Annotated in this window: 15 protein-coding genes; 11 read left to right on the top strand and 4 right to left on the bottom strand. The window is 63.3% G+C overall.

Annotation, left to right across the window (positions count from 1 at the left end):
* The 4 genes from AACX99_RS03045 to AACX99_RS03030 are packed head-to-tail and all read left to right on the top strand — an operon-like array spanning position 1 to position 5,207.
* Positions 1–1,392: a sodium:solute symporter family transporter gene (locus AACX99_RS03045; protein ID WP_339409389.1), complete on the top strand. Its 1,392-nt coding sequence runs from the start codon at positions 1–3 to the stop codon at positions 1,390–1,392.
* Positions 1,392–2,360, top strand: coding sequence for a hypothetical protein (locus AACX99_RS03040; protein WP_339409387.1), 969 nt, complete (start codon positions 1,392–1,394; stop codon positions 2,358–2,360). Before AACX99_RS03045 ends, AACX99_RS03040 begins: the two co-directional genes overlap by 1 nt.
* Complete coding sequence (locus tag AACX99_RS03035) at positions 2,353–4,494, top strand: FAD-dependent oxidoreductase (RefSeq protein WP_339409385.1); 2,142 nt, start codon at positions 2,353–2,355, stop codon at positions 4,492–4,494. The genes AACX99_RS03040 and AACX99_RS03035 overlap by 8 nt, the downstream gene beginning before the upstream one ends.
* Positions 4,494–5,207, top strand: a complete 714-nt coding sequence (locus tag AACX99_RS03030; RefSeq protein WP_339409383.1) for a DUF3047 domain-containing protein — start codon at positions 4,494–4,496, stop codon at positions 5,205–5,207. Before AACX99_RS03035 ends, AACX99_RS03030 begins: the two co-directional genes overlap by 1 nt.
* A 111-nt stretch (positions 5,208–5,318) precedes the next feature.
* Here AACX99_RS03030 and AACX99_RS03025 read toward each other — a convergent pair whose 3' ends face one another.
* On the bottom strand, positions 5,319–6,389 hold the full coding sequence (locus AACX99_RS03025; RefSeq protein WP_339409381.1) for a fatty acid desaturase: 1,071 nt from the start codon (positions 6,387–6,389) through the stop codon (positions 5,319–5,321).
* Between the two features lie 99 nt (positions 6,390–6,488).
* On the opposite strand from AACX99_RS03025, the gene AACX99_RS03020 reads away from it, so the two are divergent.
* From AACX99_RS03020 to AACX99_RS03005, 4 genes are all read left to right on the top strand, one after another.
* Complete coding sequence (locus AACX99_RS03020; protein ID WP_339409380.1) at positions 6,489–7,496, top strand: AraC family transcriptional regulator; 1,008 nt, start codon at positions 6,489–6,491, stop codon at positions 7,494–7,496.
* Between the two features lie 2 nt (positions 7,497–7,498).
* Positions 7,499–8,569, top strand: coding sequence for an FAD-dependent oxidoreductase (locus AACX99_RS03015; RefSeq protein ID WP_339409378.1), 1,071 nt, complete (start codon positions 7,499–7,501; stop codon positions 8,567–8,569).
* Between the two features lie 28 nt (positions 8,570–8,597).
* A complete protein-coding gene (locus AACX99_RS03010; protein ID WP_445261826.1) occupies positions 8,598–10,400 on the top strand; it encodes a methyl-accepting chemotaxis protein in 1,803 nt (600 codons plus the stop codon).
* 154 nt (positions 10,401–10,554) lie between these two features.
* On the top strand, positions 10,555–11,238 hold the full coding sequence (locus AACX99_RS03005) for a type 1 glutamine amidotransferase domain-containing protein (protein ID WP_339409376.1): 684 nt from the start codon (positions 10,555–10,557) through the stop codon (positions 11,236–11,238).
* 80 nt (positions 11,239–11,318) lie between these two features.
* On the opposite strand, the gene AACX99_RS03000 is transcribed toward AACX99_RS03005, so the two are convergent.
* The gene (locus tag AACX99_RS03000; RefSeq protein ID WP_339409374.1) at positions 11,319–12,551 is read right to left on the bottom strand and encodes an NADH:flavin oxidoreductase/NADH oxidase family protein; all 1,233 of its coding nucleotides are present in this window, start codon (positions 12,549–12,551) and stop codon (positions 11,319–11,321) included.
* A 77-nt stretch (positions 12,552–12,628) separates the two neighbouring features.
* Here AACX99_RS03000 and AACX99_RS02995 point away from each other — a divergent pair, with 77 nt between their 5' ends.
* Positions 12,629–13,033, top strand: coding sequence for a MerR family transcriptional regulator (locus tag AACX99_RS02995; protein ID WP_339409373.1), 405 nt, complete (start codon positions 12,629–12,631; stop codon positions 13,031–13,033).
* A gap of 272 nt (positions 13,034–13,305) precedes the next feature.
* Positions 13,306–14,619, top strand: a complete 1,314-nt coding sequence (locus AACX99_RS02990; protein WP_339409372.1) for an NAD(P)/FAD-dependent oxidoreductase — start codon at positions 13,306–13,308, stop codon at positions 14,617–14,619.
* Positions 14,620–14,784: 165 nt separating this feature from the next.
* On the opposite strand, the gene AACX99_RS02985 is transcribed toward AACX99_RS02990, so the two are convergent.
* Complete coding sequence (locus AACX99_RS02985) at positions 14,785–16,815, bottom strand: alkaline phosphatase family protein (protein ID WP_445261825.1); 2,031 nt, start codon at positions 16,813–16,815, stop codon at positions 14,785–14,787.
* A gap of 68 nt (positions 16,816–16,883) precedes the next feature.
* Positions 16,884–17,567, bottom strand: a complete 684-nt coding sequence (locus tag AACX99_RS02980) for a Crp/Fnr family transcriptional regulator (RefSeq protein WP_339409371.1) — start codon at positions 17,565–17,567, stop codon at positions 16,884–16,886.
* 101 nt (positions 17,568–17,668) lie between these two features.
* Here AACX99_RS02980 and AACX99_RS02975 point away from each other — a divergent pair, with 101 nt between their 5' ends.
* Positions 17,669–18,193: an Mpo1 family 2-hydroxy fatty acid dioxygenase gene (locus AACX99_RS02975; RefSeq protein WP_339409370.1), complete on the top strand. Its 525-nt coding sequence runs from the start codon at positions 17,669–17,671 to the stop codon at positions 18,191–18,193.
* The last annotated feature ends 3 nt before the right edge of the window (positions 18,194–18,196 follow it).

The raw sequence follows: 18,196 nt of genomic DNA, 5'->3' as shown, positions 1-18,196 counted from the left end.
ATGCAACCAACCAGTCTCACCGGGCTGTTCTTCTGGGGTTTTCTGCTGATCTACGGCGCGCTGATGCTGGCCCTGGCGCCACGCGCCGTGACCCTCGGGGGCTTCTTCAATGGCGAGGACAACCAGGGCCGCAGCGCCAGCCCCTGGCTGATCACCTCAAGCATCTTTATTAGTTGGATCTTCGCCAAATCGGTGACCAACGCCGCCAATCTTGGGGCGACTTACGGCCTGGTCGGCGGCCTGGCGTATGCCATGTACTGGCTGTCGATTCCGCTCACCGGCTTTGTCATCTACCGCCTACGCCGACGCTTTGCCGCCACTGGCCTGGTGAGCTTCTTGAGCAGCCATTACGGCCGTGGCGCAGCGCTGGCCTTCTCGGCGGCGATTTTGATTCGCCTGTTCAACGAGGTGTGGAGCAACACCGCAGTGGTCGGCGGCTATTACGGCGACTCCGGCAGCTTCGAATTTATTGCCTCAGCCTTACTATTTACTGCCGTAACCCTGGCCTACAGCCTGCGCGGCGGACTACGTAGTTCGATCCTGACCGACGCCGCGCAAGCCGCGATTTTCGTTATCGCCCTGGTCTGGGTGCTCGGCCTGGTGCTGCCGCAGCATTCGCCCAGCGAGCTGGCCAGCACCAGCCACTGGGCGCTGAATGCCGGGGTCGACCTGCTACTGGTCGCAGGCCTGCAAGCCTTTAGCTATGGCTTCCACGACCCGGTACTGACCGATCGCGGCTTTATCAGCGAAGAAAAAACCATGCGTCGCTCATTCGTGATTGCCGGGGTGCTCGGCTTTATCGCCATCCTCGCCTTTAGCCTGATTGGCGTACACGCTCAGCTCGGCGGGCTGGCGGCCTCAAGCAATGTGCCGGCGGACCTGGCCAAAACCATGGGCATCGGCGCGCTGCTGGTGATGACCGTGGTGATGGTCTCCGCTGCTGGCTCAACCCTGGACTCGACCTTCTCCAGCCTGGCCAAGCTGGCCGGTCGTGAGTTGCCGAAACTGGCAGGCCGCGACTTGGGGCAGAAGGCCATCGGCGTCGGCATGGCGGTGATGGTGGTATTCGCCCTGCTCGGCAACCTGCCGATGATAGCCGGCACCGATATCCTCAAGGCCACCACCATCAGCGGCACCATGGTGATCGGCCTGGCGCCGGTGTTCGTCCTGCACGGCCTAACCACACCAACCCGCCTGGGCTTTCATCTGAGCTTCTGGACCGGCCTGGGCCTCGGCGTCGCCCTGACCCTGAACTGGATTCCCCAGAGCTGGGCCATCGGCGACGGCAAATACGCGTTGCTGCTCGGCACTAACCTCTACGGCCTGGGGCTCTGCGTGCTCGGTTATCTGCTGCCCGGCTGGTTGCTGCATCGCAAAGCAGGCAAAGCCTGATGCGCGCCGGCCGCGACTGCCCGCTGGACTACCGTCTGGCGCGGGATGCCTTTAGCGGTGAGCCGCTGTTCGACTGCGACACTCTCTATGTGGTCGGCGGCCTCTATGGCAATCGCCAGGCCCTGGCTGCCCTGCAACGGCGACTGGTTAACGAACCCAATGCCCGGGTGATCTTCAACGGCGATGCGCATTGGTTTGACCGCGACAGCGAAATCTTCCAGCACATCGAAGAAGGTCTGAGCGCGCACCTGGTCTTGCGCGGCAATGTTGAGACCGAGCTGGGCCGCGCCGACGACAGTGGCGCCGGCTGCGGCTGCGCTTACCCGTTGAGCGTGGACGACGGTGTGGTGGAACGCTCCAACGCTATTCAACAAACGCTCAACCAAACCGTGCAGGGCTTACCCGGTATGGCCGAGCGCCTGGCCGCACGTCCGAGTACCGCGCTGGTTAGCGTGGCCGGCCAGCGCGTGGCGATCAGCCATGGCGACGAGCAATCCCTGGCCGGCTGGAGCTGCTCGCGGGAATCGCTCAGCGAGCCGGAGCGCCAGCAGCAGCTGGATAACTGGTTCGCCGCGAACAATGTGCAAGTTCTCGCCACCAGCCATACCTGCTCAGCGGTGGCGTTGAACCTTGAGCACGGCGCGTTGATCAATAACGGCGCCGCCGGGCTACCGAACTTTGCCGGCGGCCGCTACGGCCTGCTTAGCCGCATCGCGACAACGCCACATCCAGCGGCGCTGTATCGCTGCCAGTGCGATGGCCTGTTTATCGAAGCACTGCCGCTGAACTACGACCACCATGCTTTTCTCACCGACTTCGACCGCCAGTGGCCTGCCCACAGCCCGGCGGCGTTGTCCTACCGTTCACGGGTGCTCGGCCAACTGAGCGACCGCCCCGAAACTGCCCTGCTGGCTGGATTCAGCCTGTGCCAAAGCCTGTGCGCCCTGGAGGCGCTGACTGATGAATAGCCGCAAACTCGCCCTGATGGGCCTGATCCTCGCGCTGCTGGGCAGCTTCTTTGTTTTCGACATCGGCCAGTACCTCAACCTTGAGGCGCTGAAAGCGCAGCAAGTCGCACTTAACGCCCAGGTCGCCGATCAGCCCTGGCTGGCGGCGGGGCTGTTCTTTCTCGCCTATGTCGCTGTTACCGCACTGTCGCTGCCCGGCGCGGCGCTGATGACCCTGCTGGCCGGCGCGCTATTCGGTTTGCTCGAAGGCTTTGTCCTGGTGTCCTTTGCTTCCACCCTCGGCGCGACCCTGGCCATGCTCAGCAGCCGCTTTCTGCTGCGTGATTGGGTGCAGAGCCGCTTCGGCCAGCGCCTCGCCGGTATTGATGCGGGTATTGAACGCGAAGGCGCGTTTTACCTGTTCGCCCTGCGCCTGGTGCCGATCTTCCCGTTCTTTCTGATCAACCTGGCCATGGGTCTGACTCGCCTGCCGGCGCGCACCTATTGGTGGGTCAGCCAGCTTGGCATGCTGCCCGGCACCCTGGTGTATGTGAATGCCGGGCGTGAACTGGGCCAGCTGGATTCCCTGGCCGGCATCCTCTCACCGGGGCTGCTTGGCGCCTTTGTGTTGCTCGGGGTATTCCCGCTGATTGCACGCAAACTGCTCGGCCTGATCCAGGCACGGCGGGTGTATGCCGGCTGGCACAAACCCAAAACCTTCGACCGTAACCTGCTGGTGATCGGCGCAGGTGCCGGTGGCCTGGTCAGCGCCTATATCGCCGCGGCGGTGAAGGCCAAGGTCAGCCTGATCGAGAAGCACCAGATGGGCGGCGACTGCCTGAACACCGGCTGCGTGCCGTCCAAGGCGCTGCTGCGTTCGGCCAAACTGGCCAACGAACTGAAAAAGGGCCAGGCGCTGGGCTTTAGCGGCGTGCAGGGCACGGTGGATTTCCCTGCAGTGATGCAGCGCATCCAGCGGGTGATTGCCGATATCGAACCCCATGACTCGGTCGAACGCTACACCGGCCTGGGCGTTGAAGTGCTCACTGGCGAAGCGAAAATCCTGTCGCCCTGGAGCGTGGAGGTAAACGGCCAGACCCTGACGAGTCGCAACCTGGTGATCGCCGCCGGTGCACGACCACTGGTGCCGAAGATTCCCGGCCTGGAGCAGGTGCAGAGCTACACCTCGGACAGCATCTGGAATCTGCGCGAGCAGCCGCGTTGGCTGCTGGTGCTGGGCGGCGGGCCGATTGGCTGCGAGCTAGCTCAGGCCTTTCAGCGCCTTGGCAGTCAGGTGATTCAGGTAGAACTGGCCGAGCGCCTGCTGCCGCGTGAGGATGCCGATGCCAGCGAGTTGGTGCTCAATAGCCTGCGCGCAGACGGCGTGGATGTGCGCTTGCAACACCGCGCCGAACGCTTTGAAGTGGTGGATGGCGAACAGCGTATGGTCGCCCGGCGCCTGGATACCGGCGAGGAGGTGACCATCGCCTTCGACGGCCTATTACTGGCCCTCGGCCGCGTGGCCAATGTCACAGGCTATGGCGCTGAGGAACTGGGCCTGACTGTGCGACCCAACGGTACCCTGGAAACCGACGAATACCTGGCCACGCGATTTCCCAATATCTATGCCGTGGGCGATGTCACCGGGCCGTATCAGTTCACCCATGTCGCCGCGCATCAGGCCTGGTATGCGGCGGTGAATGCCCTGTTCGGCGGTTTCAAACGTTTCAAGGTGGATTACCGGGTAATCCCCGCCTGCACCTTTACCGATCCCGAGGTCGCCCGCGTCGGCCTGAGTGAAGGCGAGGCCAAGGCGCAGAATATCGCCTACGAAGTGACCCGTTATGGCATCGATGACCTGGACCGAGCGATTGCCGATGAAGCTGCTCACGGCTTTGTCAAAGTGCTCACCGTGCCGGGCAAGGATCAGATTCTCGGCGTGACCATCGTCGGCGAGCACGCCGGTGAACTGCTCGCCGAATATGTACTGGCGATGAAACATGGCCTGGGCCTGAACAAAATTCTCGGCACCATTCATACCTACCCGACCATGGCCGAGGCCAACAAATACGCGGCTGGCGAGTGGAAGCGCGCGCATGCGCCGCAAAGGCTGCTGCGGTTAGTCGAGCGCTTCCACACCTGGCGCCGCAGCTGATGCGCGGGTTACTGCTGGCCCTGCTGATGCTGTCGCCGCTGGCCCAGGCCGAGAACCAACTGACGCCCTGGACGGCCGGCCGGCCCAGCGGCGAATGGTCGACGCCCTGGCGCCTGGCAGATATTCCCAAGCTCAAGCCATCTGAGCGCACGCTGGTCGAGCAGGACGGCAAGCACGTATTGCGCATCAAGGCCGATGCCGCCGCTGGCGGCCTGCTGCATCCGCTGGACTTACCTGGCGATCAGCCTTGGCAACTGAGCTGGCAGTGGCGCACTGAGCAGCCATTACAGCAGGCACGCTTTGCCACCCGTGAAGGCGACGACTACGCCGCGCGGGTTTATGTGCTGCTGGATTACCCGCTGGATTCACTGAGCTTTGTCACCCGGCAGAAGCTGCGCCTGGCGCGCACCTTCTTCGATCCCGACCTGCCAGCGGCGACCCTGAGTTACGTCTGGGACAACCGCAAACCGCCGGGCAGCCATGCCCGCAGCGCCTATACCGAAACGGTGGAAATGCACGTGCTGCGTGGCCCGGAAGCGCCGCTGGGGCAATGGCTCACGGAGTCGCGCGATCTACGTGCCGACGCCACCGCCGCCTTTGGCAGCGCGCCACGCAAAATCCTCGGCGTGGTATTTTCCGCTGACAGCGATAACACCGGGGAATCGGCAGAAAGCTATTTCGCCGCACCGCACTTGCAACTGCCAAGACCCTGACAACGTAGGAGCGGGGGACGCCGAGTGCCATGCCCGCGAATTCCTACGACACAAAAGCTTCGCGGGCATGGGTTAGGCACCCCCGCCGCTCCTACAGAGATACCACCCGTATCAGGCGACCTGAGCCTGCTTGGCGGGCTCAACCTGCTCATTCCGCGTCCAGCGATTGGCACGGGCAAAGGTGCCGAAGTCGTTAAAGCGCACACCATGCTCACGCATCACTTTATGGGCGAACGGCACGCTGAGCTGACGGATATAGAAGGGCTCCTTGACCACAAAATGATGGATCGCGTGGCTGCTGCCGAAGTTGCAGCAGAACGCCTGTAGCGGCCACAGCCACCAGGGGTTGAGCACCTGGGTCTGCTGGATCACGTTGCCCGCCTCGACATCGCCGTAGTAGTGCATGTTCGAGCTGACAAAGTGCAGGCAGAAGGTGCGCAGCACGTTGGGCCCAACCAGCACCACCACGGCGATATTCACCACTGCCATGACCTGCAAGGTGGTCGCCGACCAGGCTACCGGCGCACCCAGCGCGCTGGCCGCAAAGTCGATCAGATGGAAGCCGAGAAACACATACCAGGTGCCCCAGTTGAGCAGGCCCAGCGGTGCATAGACCTTGAGTGTGCGGGTCAGGATCAACCGGCGGTGCTTGGGGTTGCTCGCCCGTAGCCAGCGAATAAACGAACTCATCATGTTGTCGCCGACCATCAGCAGGCGGGCAAAGCCCCAGGGCTCGCCGTTGGTGATGGCGCGCTCTTCCATGTCCTGCTCGCTGCCGGAGACCTTGTGGTGGTTGAGGTGCAGGTGGCGGCGCACCCAGGGGTTGATCGTGCTCGGCCGCGCCAGCCAGACCAGCGCCAGCATCAGGTTGTGCGGCACCCGGCGCTTGCGGAAATACATCGAGTGGATCAGGTCATGCTCCAGCTCATGGGTCAGCGAGGCGAAAAATGCATTCAGTAGCAGGCAGGCCCACCAGGCCAGATAACCGCCGATATACAGCGCCGCCGAGCCGATCATCCCGACCAGGGCGAAGGCGAGGATGCCGACACCGAGGGCGTCCTGATGCTTGAGAATGGGGAAACGCTGGCGCAGTTCAACACCGTGGGCCAGCACCTCTTGGCGGATCAGCGCAGCGCGTTGCGCATCATTTAATGCTGCAGTGCTTGCAGGGGAGTGGGGCATGCCTACATCCTCTTGTTGATGAGGTGGCCACTGTGCCGCGAAGCCTGGGGCCGCGCCTGACCCTGAACGCCAACCTGTTGACCGGATCCGCCAATCTGCATGAGTGCCGAACCTACAACCCTGGCCAGCTGGACCCGTGCCCTGCGCAAGCAGCTTGATGCGCTGGGCCTCGACAGTGCCGTGTTGTGCCAGGCCGCCGGGCTGCAGCCGAGCCTGCTCGATGACCCCAACGCACGCTGCCCGTTATCCATCACCACCCGCTTGTGGCAACTGGCGGTTGAAGCCAGCGGCGACCCGGCACTGGGACTTAAGACCTCGCAGTTTGTCAGCCCGACCACCTTTCACGCCCTAGGCTACGCCCTGGGTGCCAGCAGCAGCCTGCGCGAGATGTTCGAGCGCATCGTGCGTTACCACCGGGTGGTCAGCGATGCCCTGGAGCTGGAGCTGCGCGAGGCCGGTGACAGCTACGAATTCTGTTTTCGCGTACCGCCCGGCAGCCCGCCGCCGGCCCCCGAGGCGCTAGATGCCTTTGCCGCGATCTATGTGCGCAGCTGCCGCAATCGCCTGGGTCGCGACTTCGCCCCGCTGGCGGTGCAGCTGCAGCGCGCCGAGCCTGCGGATGCGCAACCCTGGCATGCGGTGTTCCGCGCGCCGCTGACATTTGCTGCGCCAGAAAACCTGCTGCGCTTTCCCCGCGCTGCGTTTGAACAGCGCCTGGACGACGGCAACCCAGAATTGGCCGAGCACAATGAAACAGTGCTCAAACGCACCCTCGAACAGCTGCAACACGCCACCTGGACGCACAAGGTGCGCGCCTGCCTGGAGGCCCAGTTGCCGGATGGCGAGCCGTCCGCCGAGCGCATCGCGCAGACCCTGCACCTGAGCCTGCGCAGCCTGCAACGTCATCTGGCCGATGAGGGCGGCAATTATGAAAGCCTGCTCGCCGACACCCGCCACAGCCTGGCCCTGCAACATATGCGCGACACACGCTGCTCGATCAGCGAGATCGCCTACCTGCTCGGTTTCGCCGACACCAGCAGCTTCAGCCGCGCCTTCAAACGCTGGACTGGGCAGGCGCCCAGCCATTACCGCGATGGGCTGAAATAACTATGAAGCACTATGACCTGCTATTGATCGGTGCCGGCCACGCCCATCTCGGCGTGCTGCGGCGCTGGGCGTTGGTCGAACGGCCGCCGGGGCGTATCGCGTTGCTCAGCGCCGGGCCGGTGGCCTGGTATTCCGGCATGCTGCCGGGGCTGCTGGCGGGGCGGCATCGGCCGGAGGATTGTCAGGTCGAGCTGCAGGCGCTGTGCCGCGCGGCCAAGGTCGAGCTGATCATCAGCCCGGTGGAAAGCCTGTCCGCTGCCCAGCAGCAGGTGCAACTGGCCGACGGGCAAATCCTCAACGCCAGCTGGCTGTCGCTGAATGTCGGCGCTCAGGTTGCCGCACCAGCGCAACAGGGCGATGCGATGCAGCTGCTGGCGGTCAAACCCTTCGCGGAATTTCTTGAAGGATGGCAACGCTGGCAAGCCGAGCCGCAGCCCCTGGCGATTCTCGGCGGCGGCGCGGCGGGGGTCGAGCTGGCGCTGGCCTTGGCCGGAAAAGTGCCGCAGCTGGCGCTGTTCTGCGCCGGGCATTTGCTCGATGGGTTGTCTGCCGGGGTGCGCCTACGCGCCCTCGGCCACCTGCGTCAGCGCGGCGTATGGGTGCGCGAGGATTGCCCGATCAACCGTATCGAAGACGATTGTCTATTCAGTGGCGACGAGCCGGTCTGGCGCGGTCAGCGACTATTGCTGGCCAGCGGTGCCAAGGCCTTTGCCTGGCCGGCGCACAGCGGCCTGGGCTGCGATGAGCAGGGCTTTGTACTGATTGCGCCAACGCTGCAGAGCTACACCCACCCGACGATTTTCGCCGTGGGCGACTGCGCCAGCCTGCCCGGCGCGCGCAAGAGCGGGGTCTACGCGGTGCGCCAGGGCCCGGTGCTGGCGGCCAACCTCAACGCCGCGCTGCGTGGTCTGGCGCTCAAGCGCTACCGGCCGCAACGGCAGAGCCTGGCCCTGCTGGCCACCGGCGACGGCGGCGCGCTGCTGGACTGGCATGGCCACAGTGCCGGTGGGCGCGTTTATGGACGCTGGAAGGATTTTCTCGACAGGGGTTTTATTCAGCGCCATCGTCTTTAAGCACTGAGCCACCTGCGACCAAAGTGCCATGGCCCTCAACGGCCATGGGTGCTCGAATCAACCTCTCAGCAAAGGTTGGCCGCAGGGAGTGTCACCCGCTATGGTCTATAGAATCGCCGACAGCGGCCGATTGCCTAACCAGGCATATCCAGCTGCACGCACACAGGTTCCAGCAGGCATGGCTCGCCCGCTCCACAGCGGCGCGCCACAGGCAGTTTCTGGTAGTGCTTCGACCAGAATAAAAATAATGAGGTTTGTCATGCGCTCTGCGTTTATTACCTATCCCAAGGCCTGCCTGCTGCATGCCATCGGGCTGGCCGGGTTGATGGTGACGTACCAGCAGGTCCAGCTGCCTTGGTTTATCAGCATCCCGTCCTTCTTGCTGCTGGCCCTGTGGCCGTGGCTCGGCCCCTGGCAGCGCCAGCATGAAGTCCAACCGGTGCCAGCCAATGTGCAGCACGACCAGTTCAGCAACCTGAGTCAGAACCTCTCGCGGCAAACCTGTCACAACGCCCTGGCCGCCGCCGAAGTGGCGCACGCCGCGCAGCAGCTGGCCGGCAAACTGCAATCGCAGCTCAGCGCCACCGAGCAGATCAACCAGGCCGCCGAAGCCATCACCCATACCGAACAGGACAATGCCCAGCGCGCCGAACAGACCCTGCTGGCAGCGCAAAGCGTGCGACAGAACAGCAGCAGCGGGCAGCAGGAACTGCGTCAGGCCATCGAAACCATGCAGCACCTGAGCGCACAGACCGCCACCAGCCGCGAACTGATCGACGGCCTCAGCGCTCGCACCGAGCAGATCGAAAAAGTCACCCAGGTGATCCAGTCAATCGCCAGCCAGACCAACCTGCTGGCGCTGAATGCCGCCATCGAAGCGGCCCGCGCTGGTGAACTCGGCCGCGGTTTCGCGGTGGTTGCCGATGAGGTGCGCAACCTCGCCGGCCGCACCAGCAGCGCCACCGAGGAAGTCGGGCAGATCGTCAGCGATATCCGCCAGCAGAGCACGGCGGTGGTCAGCCATATGCAGCAGCAGGCCGAGCAGCTGACCCTGGCCGCGCAGCAGGTCGAGCACACCGGCGAGCAGTTACAGGGGATTGCCGAACTGGCGGTGGACGTGGAAAGCCAGGTTAGCCAGATCGACACGGGCACCCGGCAGAACCACGAACGCCTGGCCGAACTCTCGGTCGCCGTCGGCCAGTTGCGCGGCGATGTCAGCGACAGTGAAGGGCAGACGCGCCAGCTCAGCAGCGCTGCCGAGCGTTTAGTCGGGCAGGCGGAAAGCGTCAGCGAACAGCTCGCCGAAGTCGGCCTGGATGACTACCACCAGCGCATCTATGACCTGGCACGGCAAGGCGCAGCGCAGATTGCCACGCAGTTTGAAGCCGACCTGCAAAGCGGCCGCATCAGCGTCAGCGACCTGTTCGACCGTCACTACCAGCCGATTGCCGGCAGCTTCCCGGCCAAGTACAAGACGCGTTTCGACAGCTATGCCGACCAGATGCTGCCGGCCATTCAGGAGCCGCTGCTCAGCCAGCATGAAGGCCTGGTGTTCGCCATCGCCTGTACTGCCGAAGGCTATGTGCCGACGCACAACAATGCGTTCAACCATGCCGCCACTGGCGACCGCGCCGTGGATACCCTGAAGAGCCGCAGCAAGCGCCTGTTCAACGACCGTACCGGCATCCGCTGCGGCAGCCATCAGAAACCCCTGCTGCTGCAGACCTATATGCGCGATACCGGCGAGCTGATGCACGACCTGTCAGTGCCGATCATGGTTCAGGGCAGGCATTGGGGTGGCCTGCGCCTGGGCTACAAGCCGGAGCCCTAGCCGTCCGCTCCCGCTTTCAACGCCTTAGCGGCGGAACGGCATTTGCCGAGAGCGTGCACAGCAGCGCAAACGATATCCGATGGAATTATCCAGCCGTGCGGGCGTTCTTACGCTGTACGCCATTTACGGGCCTCAGGCCCTCAAGGAGCACGCGATGAAGATTCTGTTGGTATTGACCTCTCACGACCAACTGGGTGACACCGGCCATAAAACCGGATTTTGGCTGGAAGAGTTCGCCTCGCCCTACTACGTATTCAAGGATGCCGGCGTGCATCTGACCCTCGCCTCGCCCAAGGGCGGTCAGCCACCGCTGGACCCAAAAAGTGATGCGGCCGATGCGCAAACGCCGGCCACCGAACGCTTCAAGGCCGACCCTGCCGCGCAGCAAGCACTGGCGAACACCGTGCCGCTAAACGGGGTAAAGGCCGATGACTTTGACGCCGTGTTCTACCCGGGCGGCCATGGCCCGTTGTGGGACTTGGCCGAAGATCGCAACTCCATCGCCCTGATCGAACACTTCCATGCGCACAACAAGCCCGTAGCGGCGGTCTGTCACGCGCCCGGTGTGCTCCGTCACGTTAAAACGGCAAGCGGACAGCCGCTGGTCAGCGGGAAGAAAGTCACCGGCTTCAGCAACAGCGAGGAAGCGGCCGTACAACTGACTGAAGTGGTGCCATTTCTGGTGCAAGACATGCTCATTGCCAAAGGCGGGCACTACTCGAGCGTGAATGATTGGCAAAGCCATGTGGTGGTCGACGGGCGGCTGATCACCGGGCAAAACCCGGCGTCCTCGGACGCCACCGCCGAAGCGCTGCTGCGGTTGCTCAAGGGCCAATAAACGCGGCCGCGGCCGCGGCGGCGCGCCGGGCAGCTGCTCAGGTGCGACTGCCCGGCCAGGTAAACCGAGCGCCAGGCCAACTAGCCAGCGTCTGCCATCAAGCGTTTATAAACCCGGGTGCGTCGTACTGCTTTTAGTTGCTCTAGCAGTAGAGCGCGCAACGGTGAAACCTGTGCATTGGTGCGCTTGCCCCGGCTGAGCTGGCGAAGTTGATATTTCACCGCAGCCATATAGGCCAGTGAGGCAAACGCCTTGTTCTTCCAACGTATGGCCGGCAGCTCGGCACGCGCCTCAACCTGACCCGTCTGCCACTGCGTGGGCAATGCCGGGTTGATCGCCAAAGCCGTGGCGATGCCGGCCATGGCCACGCCGCTGGCTAATACCTGCTCGACCACCGGCAAGCGGCGAATACCGCCCGTGACCATCACCGGCATGCGCGCAACGGCGGCAATCTCGCCGGCAAATTCCAGGAAATACGCTTCACGCGCCAGAGTGCGCCCGTCGCGGGCATCGCCCTGCATCGCCGGCGCTTCATAGCTGCCGCCGGACAGCTCGACCATATCCACAGCCAGCTCATTGAGCAGCTGCACCACACGTTTGGCGTCGGCCGCGTCGAAACCACCGCGCTGGAAATCCGCCGAATTGAGTTTCACTGCCACGCAGAAGCTCGGCGCAACAACAGCGCGCACCGCCTTGACCACTTCCAGCAACAGCCGCGCGCGGTTCTCCAGCGAGCCACCCCAACTGTCCGTGCGCTTGTTGCTCAGCGGCGAAAGAAACTGGCTTAGCAGATAGCCGTGCGCAGCGTGGATCTGCACCCCGGTAAAGCCGGCCTTTTCGGACAGTTGGGCGGTGCGTGCAAAGCGCTGAATGAGGTCCTGAATTTCTGACTCATCCAGCGCCTTGGGCAGCGGGAACATCTTCGACAGGCCGCCCAGCTCCAGGCCCACGGCCGATGGGGCGACGGTCTGCTGGCCGAGGTTGGCCTGCATCTGCCGGCCGGGGTGGTTGATCTGCATCCACATCTGCGCGCCCCGAGCGCGGCCGATACGTGCCCACTCGCGGAATTTATCCAGCTGGCGTTCATCTTCCAGCACCACGCCGCCGGGGCCGGTCATGGCACGGCGGTCGACCATCACATTGCCGGTGAGCAGCAACCCGGCACCGCCCTCGGCCCAGGCCTGATACAGCCGCAGCAATTCGGCGGACGGGCCCTGGGTCGGGTCGGCGAGGTTCTCTTCCATCGCCGCCTTGGCGATGCGATTGAACACGGTGGTGCCGTTGGGCAGTTGCAGCGGTTGGAAGGCAGTCATGGCGTACTCCGGGGTAGCAGGTGGAGCAAGGCTAAGGTTAAAGTCAACTTTAAGGTCAATAGCCCGGAGTGCAGATGATGAAAATTGGTGAACTGGCCACGCGCAGCGGCCTGGCCGCCTCGCGTATCCGCTTCTATGAAGCCAGCGGGCTGATCAGCGCCCAGCGCCAGGCCAACGGTTATCGCAGCTACCCGGAACAGGCGGTACAAACCCTGGGCATTATCAGTTGCGCGCAGCAGGCCGGTTTCAGCCTGGAGGAAATTCGCCACCTGCTACCTGACGCCAACTCACAGGACTGGGCCCATGAGCAGATGCTTGGCAGCCTGCAACGCAAGGTCGTCGAGATCGAGGCCATGCAGGAGCGCCTAGCGCAGAACAAGGCGCAGCTGCTCGGAATCATCGCCAGCATCGAAAGCAAACCCGAGGGCATGCCTTGCGCCGAAAACGCTGAGCGGGTGATGGCGCAATTGCGCGGTAGGTAATGGGCGCCTAATGTTTAGCCCGGCAGCAACCAAGCGTGTAAAAAACAGCATTTAACCAACGCATGGCCCTGTGTGAACCTTGTGCCATGCACTCTTCTCTTGTGTTTTTCCCCACCCCTTTGCACGCAGCCGCGCCGCGTGATCAGGTCACGCTGCCACCAACCCTGGCGTTCTGGGCATTGTGGCATTGCCGTCACGCGCGCCCGCCGGATGACTGGACCGCTCAGCCCTGACCGCTCTGCCCATTCCCGTCATCTACCAGGAAGCTGCTTATGAATGCCGCCATCAAACCCGTAACGCCCGCGGCCGAGCGCTGCCCGTCCTACTACAGCGCCACCCTCAATGAGGAAACCGACTACCCGACACTGCACGGCGAGGTCAGTGTTGATGTGGTGATCATCGGCGGCGGCTTTACCGGCGTGGCGTCTGCCGTGGAGCTGGCCGAGCGTGGCCTCAAGGTAGCGATTGTCGAAGCCAACAAAATTGGCTGGGGCGCTACCGGGCGCAACGGCGGCCAGGTCACCGGCAGCCTGTCGGGCGATGCGGCGATGACCAAGCAGATGCGCAACACCTTGGGCGAGGAGGTGGAAGACTTTATCTGGCACCTGCGCTGGCGCGGCCACGAGATCATCAAGCAGCGGGTGGAGAAGTACGCCATCCAGTGCGACCTCAAGCACGGCCACCTGCACGCGGCGATGAAGCCAGTGCATATGCACGAACTGGAAGCCACCTACGCTGAAGCTGTGCGCCGCGGCATGGCCGACGATGTCACCCTGCTTGACCGCGCCGGCGTGCGCAGCCACTTGGCCAGCGACCTGTACAACGGTGCGCTGAAGAACACCCGCAATATGCACCTGCATCCATTGAATCTGTGCATCGGTGAGGCCAAGGCCGCCGCCAGCCTGGGCGCGCTGATTTTCGAACACTCCGAAGTGCTGGAGATCGTCCATGGCGACAAACCGGCGGTGGTCACCGCCCAAGGCCGAATCAACGCCAAGCAGGTGCTGCTGGCCGGCGACGTGTACCACAAGCTGGAGCCGAAAAAGCTCAAGGGCATGATCTTCCCGGCCATGGGCGGCATCGTCACCACCGCGCAACTGGGCGAGCTAGCGAAGGAAATCAACCCGCAGGACCTGGCCGTGTACGACTGCCGCTTCGTCCTCGATTACTACCGCCTGACCGCCGACGGCCGCCTGCTGTTCGGCGGCGGTTGCAACTACTCCGGGCGTGATTCGCGGAATATCGCCGCCGAGTTGCGCCCCGGTATCGAGCAGACCTTCCCGCAGCTCAAGGGCATCGACATTGATTTCCAGTGGAGCTGCGCCATGGGCATCGTGATCAACCGCATCCCGCAGTTGGGCAAGCTCTCGGACAACGTCTGGTACTGCCAGGGCTACTCCGGCCACGGCATCGCCACTACCCACATCATGGGCGAGATCATGGCCAACGCCCTAACCGGCACCCTGGGCCATTACGACACCTTCGCCGCCTGCAAGCACATCAAGGTGCCGCTGGGCGATGTATTTGGCAACCCGATGCTGGCGGCCGGCATGTGGTACTACCAGATGCTGGAAAAGCTGCGTTAACAGCAGCCCCTGCAAAGCTCGCGGGCATGGCGGAATGCCGCTCAGCCGCTCCTACAGGTTTACATCGGTCGTAGGAGCGGGCCATGCCCGCGATGTTTTTCCGATTGATCTCGATTCGTGAGCAAACCACTCCTCCAAGAGCCAAGCATGTCGACAACCGCCAACTCAGACATCTCCTTTAGCTGTCGCCGGCACGGCTGATGGTTCGCCGGCGGTGGCAGGCGCCTTATCCCGATCATCGACAAAGGCCACCGCCGGCGAGCCATCGGCATTCAGCTGATAGATCGCGCTCGGCTGGCCTTGCTTGTTGAAGAACACCTGACCGAGTCCGGCGCCATTCCACAGGCGTTCGCCAGCCTTGCTGCGCGAGGGGATACGTGGCGTGACCTGCATACGCCGGCGTTTAGTCAGCCAGTTAAGCGGTGACCAGGGCGCGTAGAGCCAGCGGTTGAGGCGGTCGAACCAGTCGAGCAGGCGCGGCGGGAATTCGTTTTTCAGGCCGCTGCTGGTGATCTGCCAGAGTTGCGGCCCACGCTTGCGCTGACGAATCAGTACTTCGTAGACGAACGAATAATGCACATCGCCAGACAGAATCACGTAGTTACCCGGCGTGCGTGAGTGGCGGAAAATATTCATCATCACTCGCGCCGCGCCGCGGTGGGCCATCCAGTTCTCAGCGTCGACCATCAGCGGATGGCCGGCCCAGCTGAAGATTTTTTGCACCGCCTCGATCAGCTTCACGCCAAACATCGGCGCGGCCGAAACGATGATCGCCGACGACTGATCCAGCAGCGCTTGCTGAAGCTCGCACAATGCCTCCCAATCCAGCAGTCCTGAGGGGCGCTTGAGACTGCGCTCGCTGCGCCAGCGCCGCGTGCGGGTGTCCAGCACCACTAATGTCGGGCTGGTCGGCAGGGTGAATTGCCATTGGCGAAAGCTTAGTAACTGGTCAATCAGGTCATCCTGGGCGGCGCAGCCCAGCTGGTTACGCGCATTTCGTCCGGCGCTCATGACCTGAATAGCTTGCAGCGGCTCGGCGAACACATCCGGGTTATTACCCCAGCCCTGGCAAAGCAAATAGGCGATCAACGCGTTGCCGATGATGCGTTTGGAGAACGGGTGACCATAGGCCGTCTCTTCCCACTGGGCAGAGAGGTTCCAGTCATCGGTGATGTCGTGATCATCGAAGATCATCAGCGTCGGCATGTGGGCGAGGGCGCGCGCGACTTGGCCCAGGCCACCGCGAAAGGCTTCGATATGCTCACGCTCAGCCTGATAGCGCGACACCTCATCGCTAGTCAGCGGCGGCATCTCGCTATCGAGCAAGGTCCACGGCACCGGTGACCAGACCAGCAAATACATAGCCAGCACTTCGGCGCAGGTCACCAGGTGGTTATCAGCGCTGCTGGTGGTAAATATTGGTTTCTCCACCCCACCAAAAAAGCGCTCACGCAGGGTTTCGTTGCTCTTCAACTCCGGCAGCAATTGCGCACGCTGATAGTAGCTAGCCGGATGCCGGTACAACGCCTCGCTGTCATCGACCACCGCACCTTCCAGCTGCTCACCGAACAGCCCCAGGCGTTCGATAACCTGATGGATCGCACGCAGCATCGGCCCACTGACATCGTCGGCGTAGACCTGATCGCCGCTCATCAGCAACAACGCCGGGCGCTGTTCTGGCGGGTGCGCTTCGGCCAGCAGGTGGTCGGCGCAGAGCAGGCCATCGGCCGCCGGATGATGCGGCTTGCGGCAGGAACCGTGGAGGATATGGTCGAGCTGCGCGCGCAGAACGAAGTTGACCTGGGTGCCGCCGTTGTACAGCAGGTGTGGTGCCCAGTCGGCGATGCCTTGTGCGGCTTGGCCCGATTGTTCAATCAGCAGGTCATAGTCGATCTGCACATCGCAAGGCAGCGGGGTAGCCAACTGCAGGTCGATCAGGTGGATAAATGCCTGCTCACCGATCTGGATGACCTGACAGCTGTCTCCGGTCAGCGACAAGCGCTGTGGCGCTGATGCGTCACCATGGCTCAGCTGTAAGGTAAGCGCCAGCGACCGGCTGCCAACCAGCCACAGCACCAGACGTTGCGACTCCATGCGGCGCAGCAACGGACCGGCCAGTACCAGGGGCAGGTCGGCTTGGGCGGCAGTGGGTGTCACAGCGGTTATCGGCATCAGCACATCGGACTCTGGCGGCATGCAGTCGACAATAGAGCACTGTTTTGCGCCAGAGGTTCAGCCTTCGCCGCCTGCCAGGCGGGTTTGGCTCACTGCGCCGCCAGGCGCAAGCGCGGCAGATCGAGAAGTTCGATCTCACCATAGGTCAGGTGCAAGATACCCTGGCTTTCCAGCTCCTTGAGGATCTGGTTGGTGGTCTGTCGGGAGATCGCCAGCATCAGCGCCAATTGCTCCTGAGGCAGGTGCAGCACCCGACGCGGCTCGCCTTCGCCGTAGTTTTCCGCGATCAGCAGCAGGCGCCGGGCCAGACGCGGGGCGGCGGGCAGCAGGCTCATCTCTTCCAGGGCGATAAACGCCAGACGCAGTTTCTGGCTCATCAGCAGGGCGAAGTCGCGCCAGTACTGCGGCTGTTGTTTGAGCAGCGCCAGCAGCCGCGCCTGCGGTACCAGCAGCAAAGTAGTCGCGCCTTCGGCAAACGCATCGTGGGTGCGCGGCTGACCGTCAAACAGGGAAATCTCGCCAAACCAGTAGGGCGGCTCGACCAGGGTCAGCAGCGCTTCCTTGCCGGTGGCGCTGACCGCGCCGATGCGCATGCCGCCCTCGACCACCGCATACAGGCCACAGGGTTTGTCGCCCCGGCGAAAAAGCACCTGCCCAGCCGCCAGCTGCTGCACCTGGGCAGCGGCCAGCAGCGCCTCCTGCAAGGCGGCGGGCAGGGCACTAAACCAGTGCCCCTGGCACAGGCGCGCCTGATAGCTGTCGGCGATGTTCATCGCTGGCTCCCGTAGCGGCGGCTTATTTGTCGGCTAGCTGACAGAGCGGTGTGCGGAAGCGGGTTCATGCTGAGCACCTGTTCTGCGTGAGGAAAGCAATAATGAAAACCCTGGTTGATCATCTGGCTCAATACGCGGCGTATCACCGCGATCAACGCAATATTCTCAGCCACTTTATCGGTATTCCACTGATCGTTGTGGCGGTAGCCGTATTGCTTTCACGTCCCGGCTTCGAGCTGCTCGGCCTGTGGCTGTCCCCCGCGCTGCTGGTGGCCGTGGCGGCGGGGGTGTTCTACCTGCGTCTGGACCTGCGTTTCGGCCTGCTGATGGCGCTGCTGCTGGTACTCAGCCTGTGGGCGGCGGCGGGCCTGGCGGTGCAGTCGACGGCGCTGTGGCTAAGCAGCGGCATCGGCCTGTTCGTGATCGGCTGGGTCATCCAGTTTGTCGGCCATTACTACGAAGGACGCAAACCGGCGTTTGTCGATGACGTCATGGGGCTGGTCATCGGCCCGCTGTTCGTCGCCGCCGAAGCGGCTTTCCTGCTGGGCCTGCGCAAAGAAGTTGAACACGCCATCGTCGAGCGCGCCGGCCCGACCTGTATTCGCGAGAAAAAAGCGACTGCCTGAAAC

This window comes from Pseudomonas sp. EA_35y_Pfl2_R5, assembly GCF_963970805.1.
Taxonomy (GTDB): domain Bacteria; phylum Pseudomonadota; class Gammaproteobacteria; order Pseudomonadales; family Pseudomonadaceae; genus Aquipseudomonas.
This window is presented reverse-complemented; position numbering and strand designations above follow the sequence as displayed.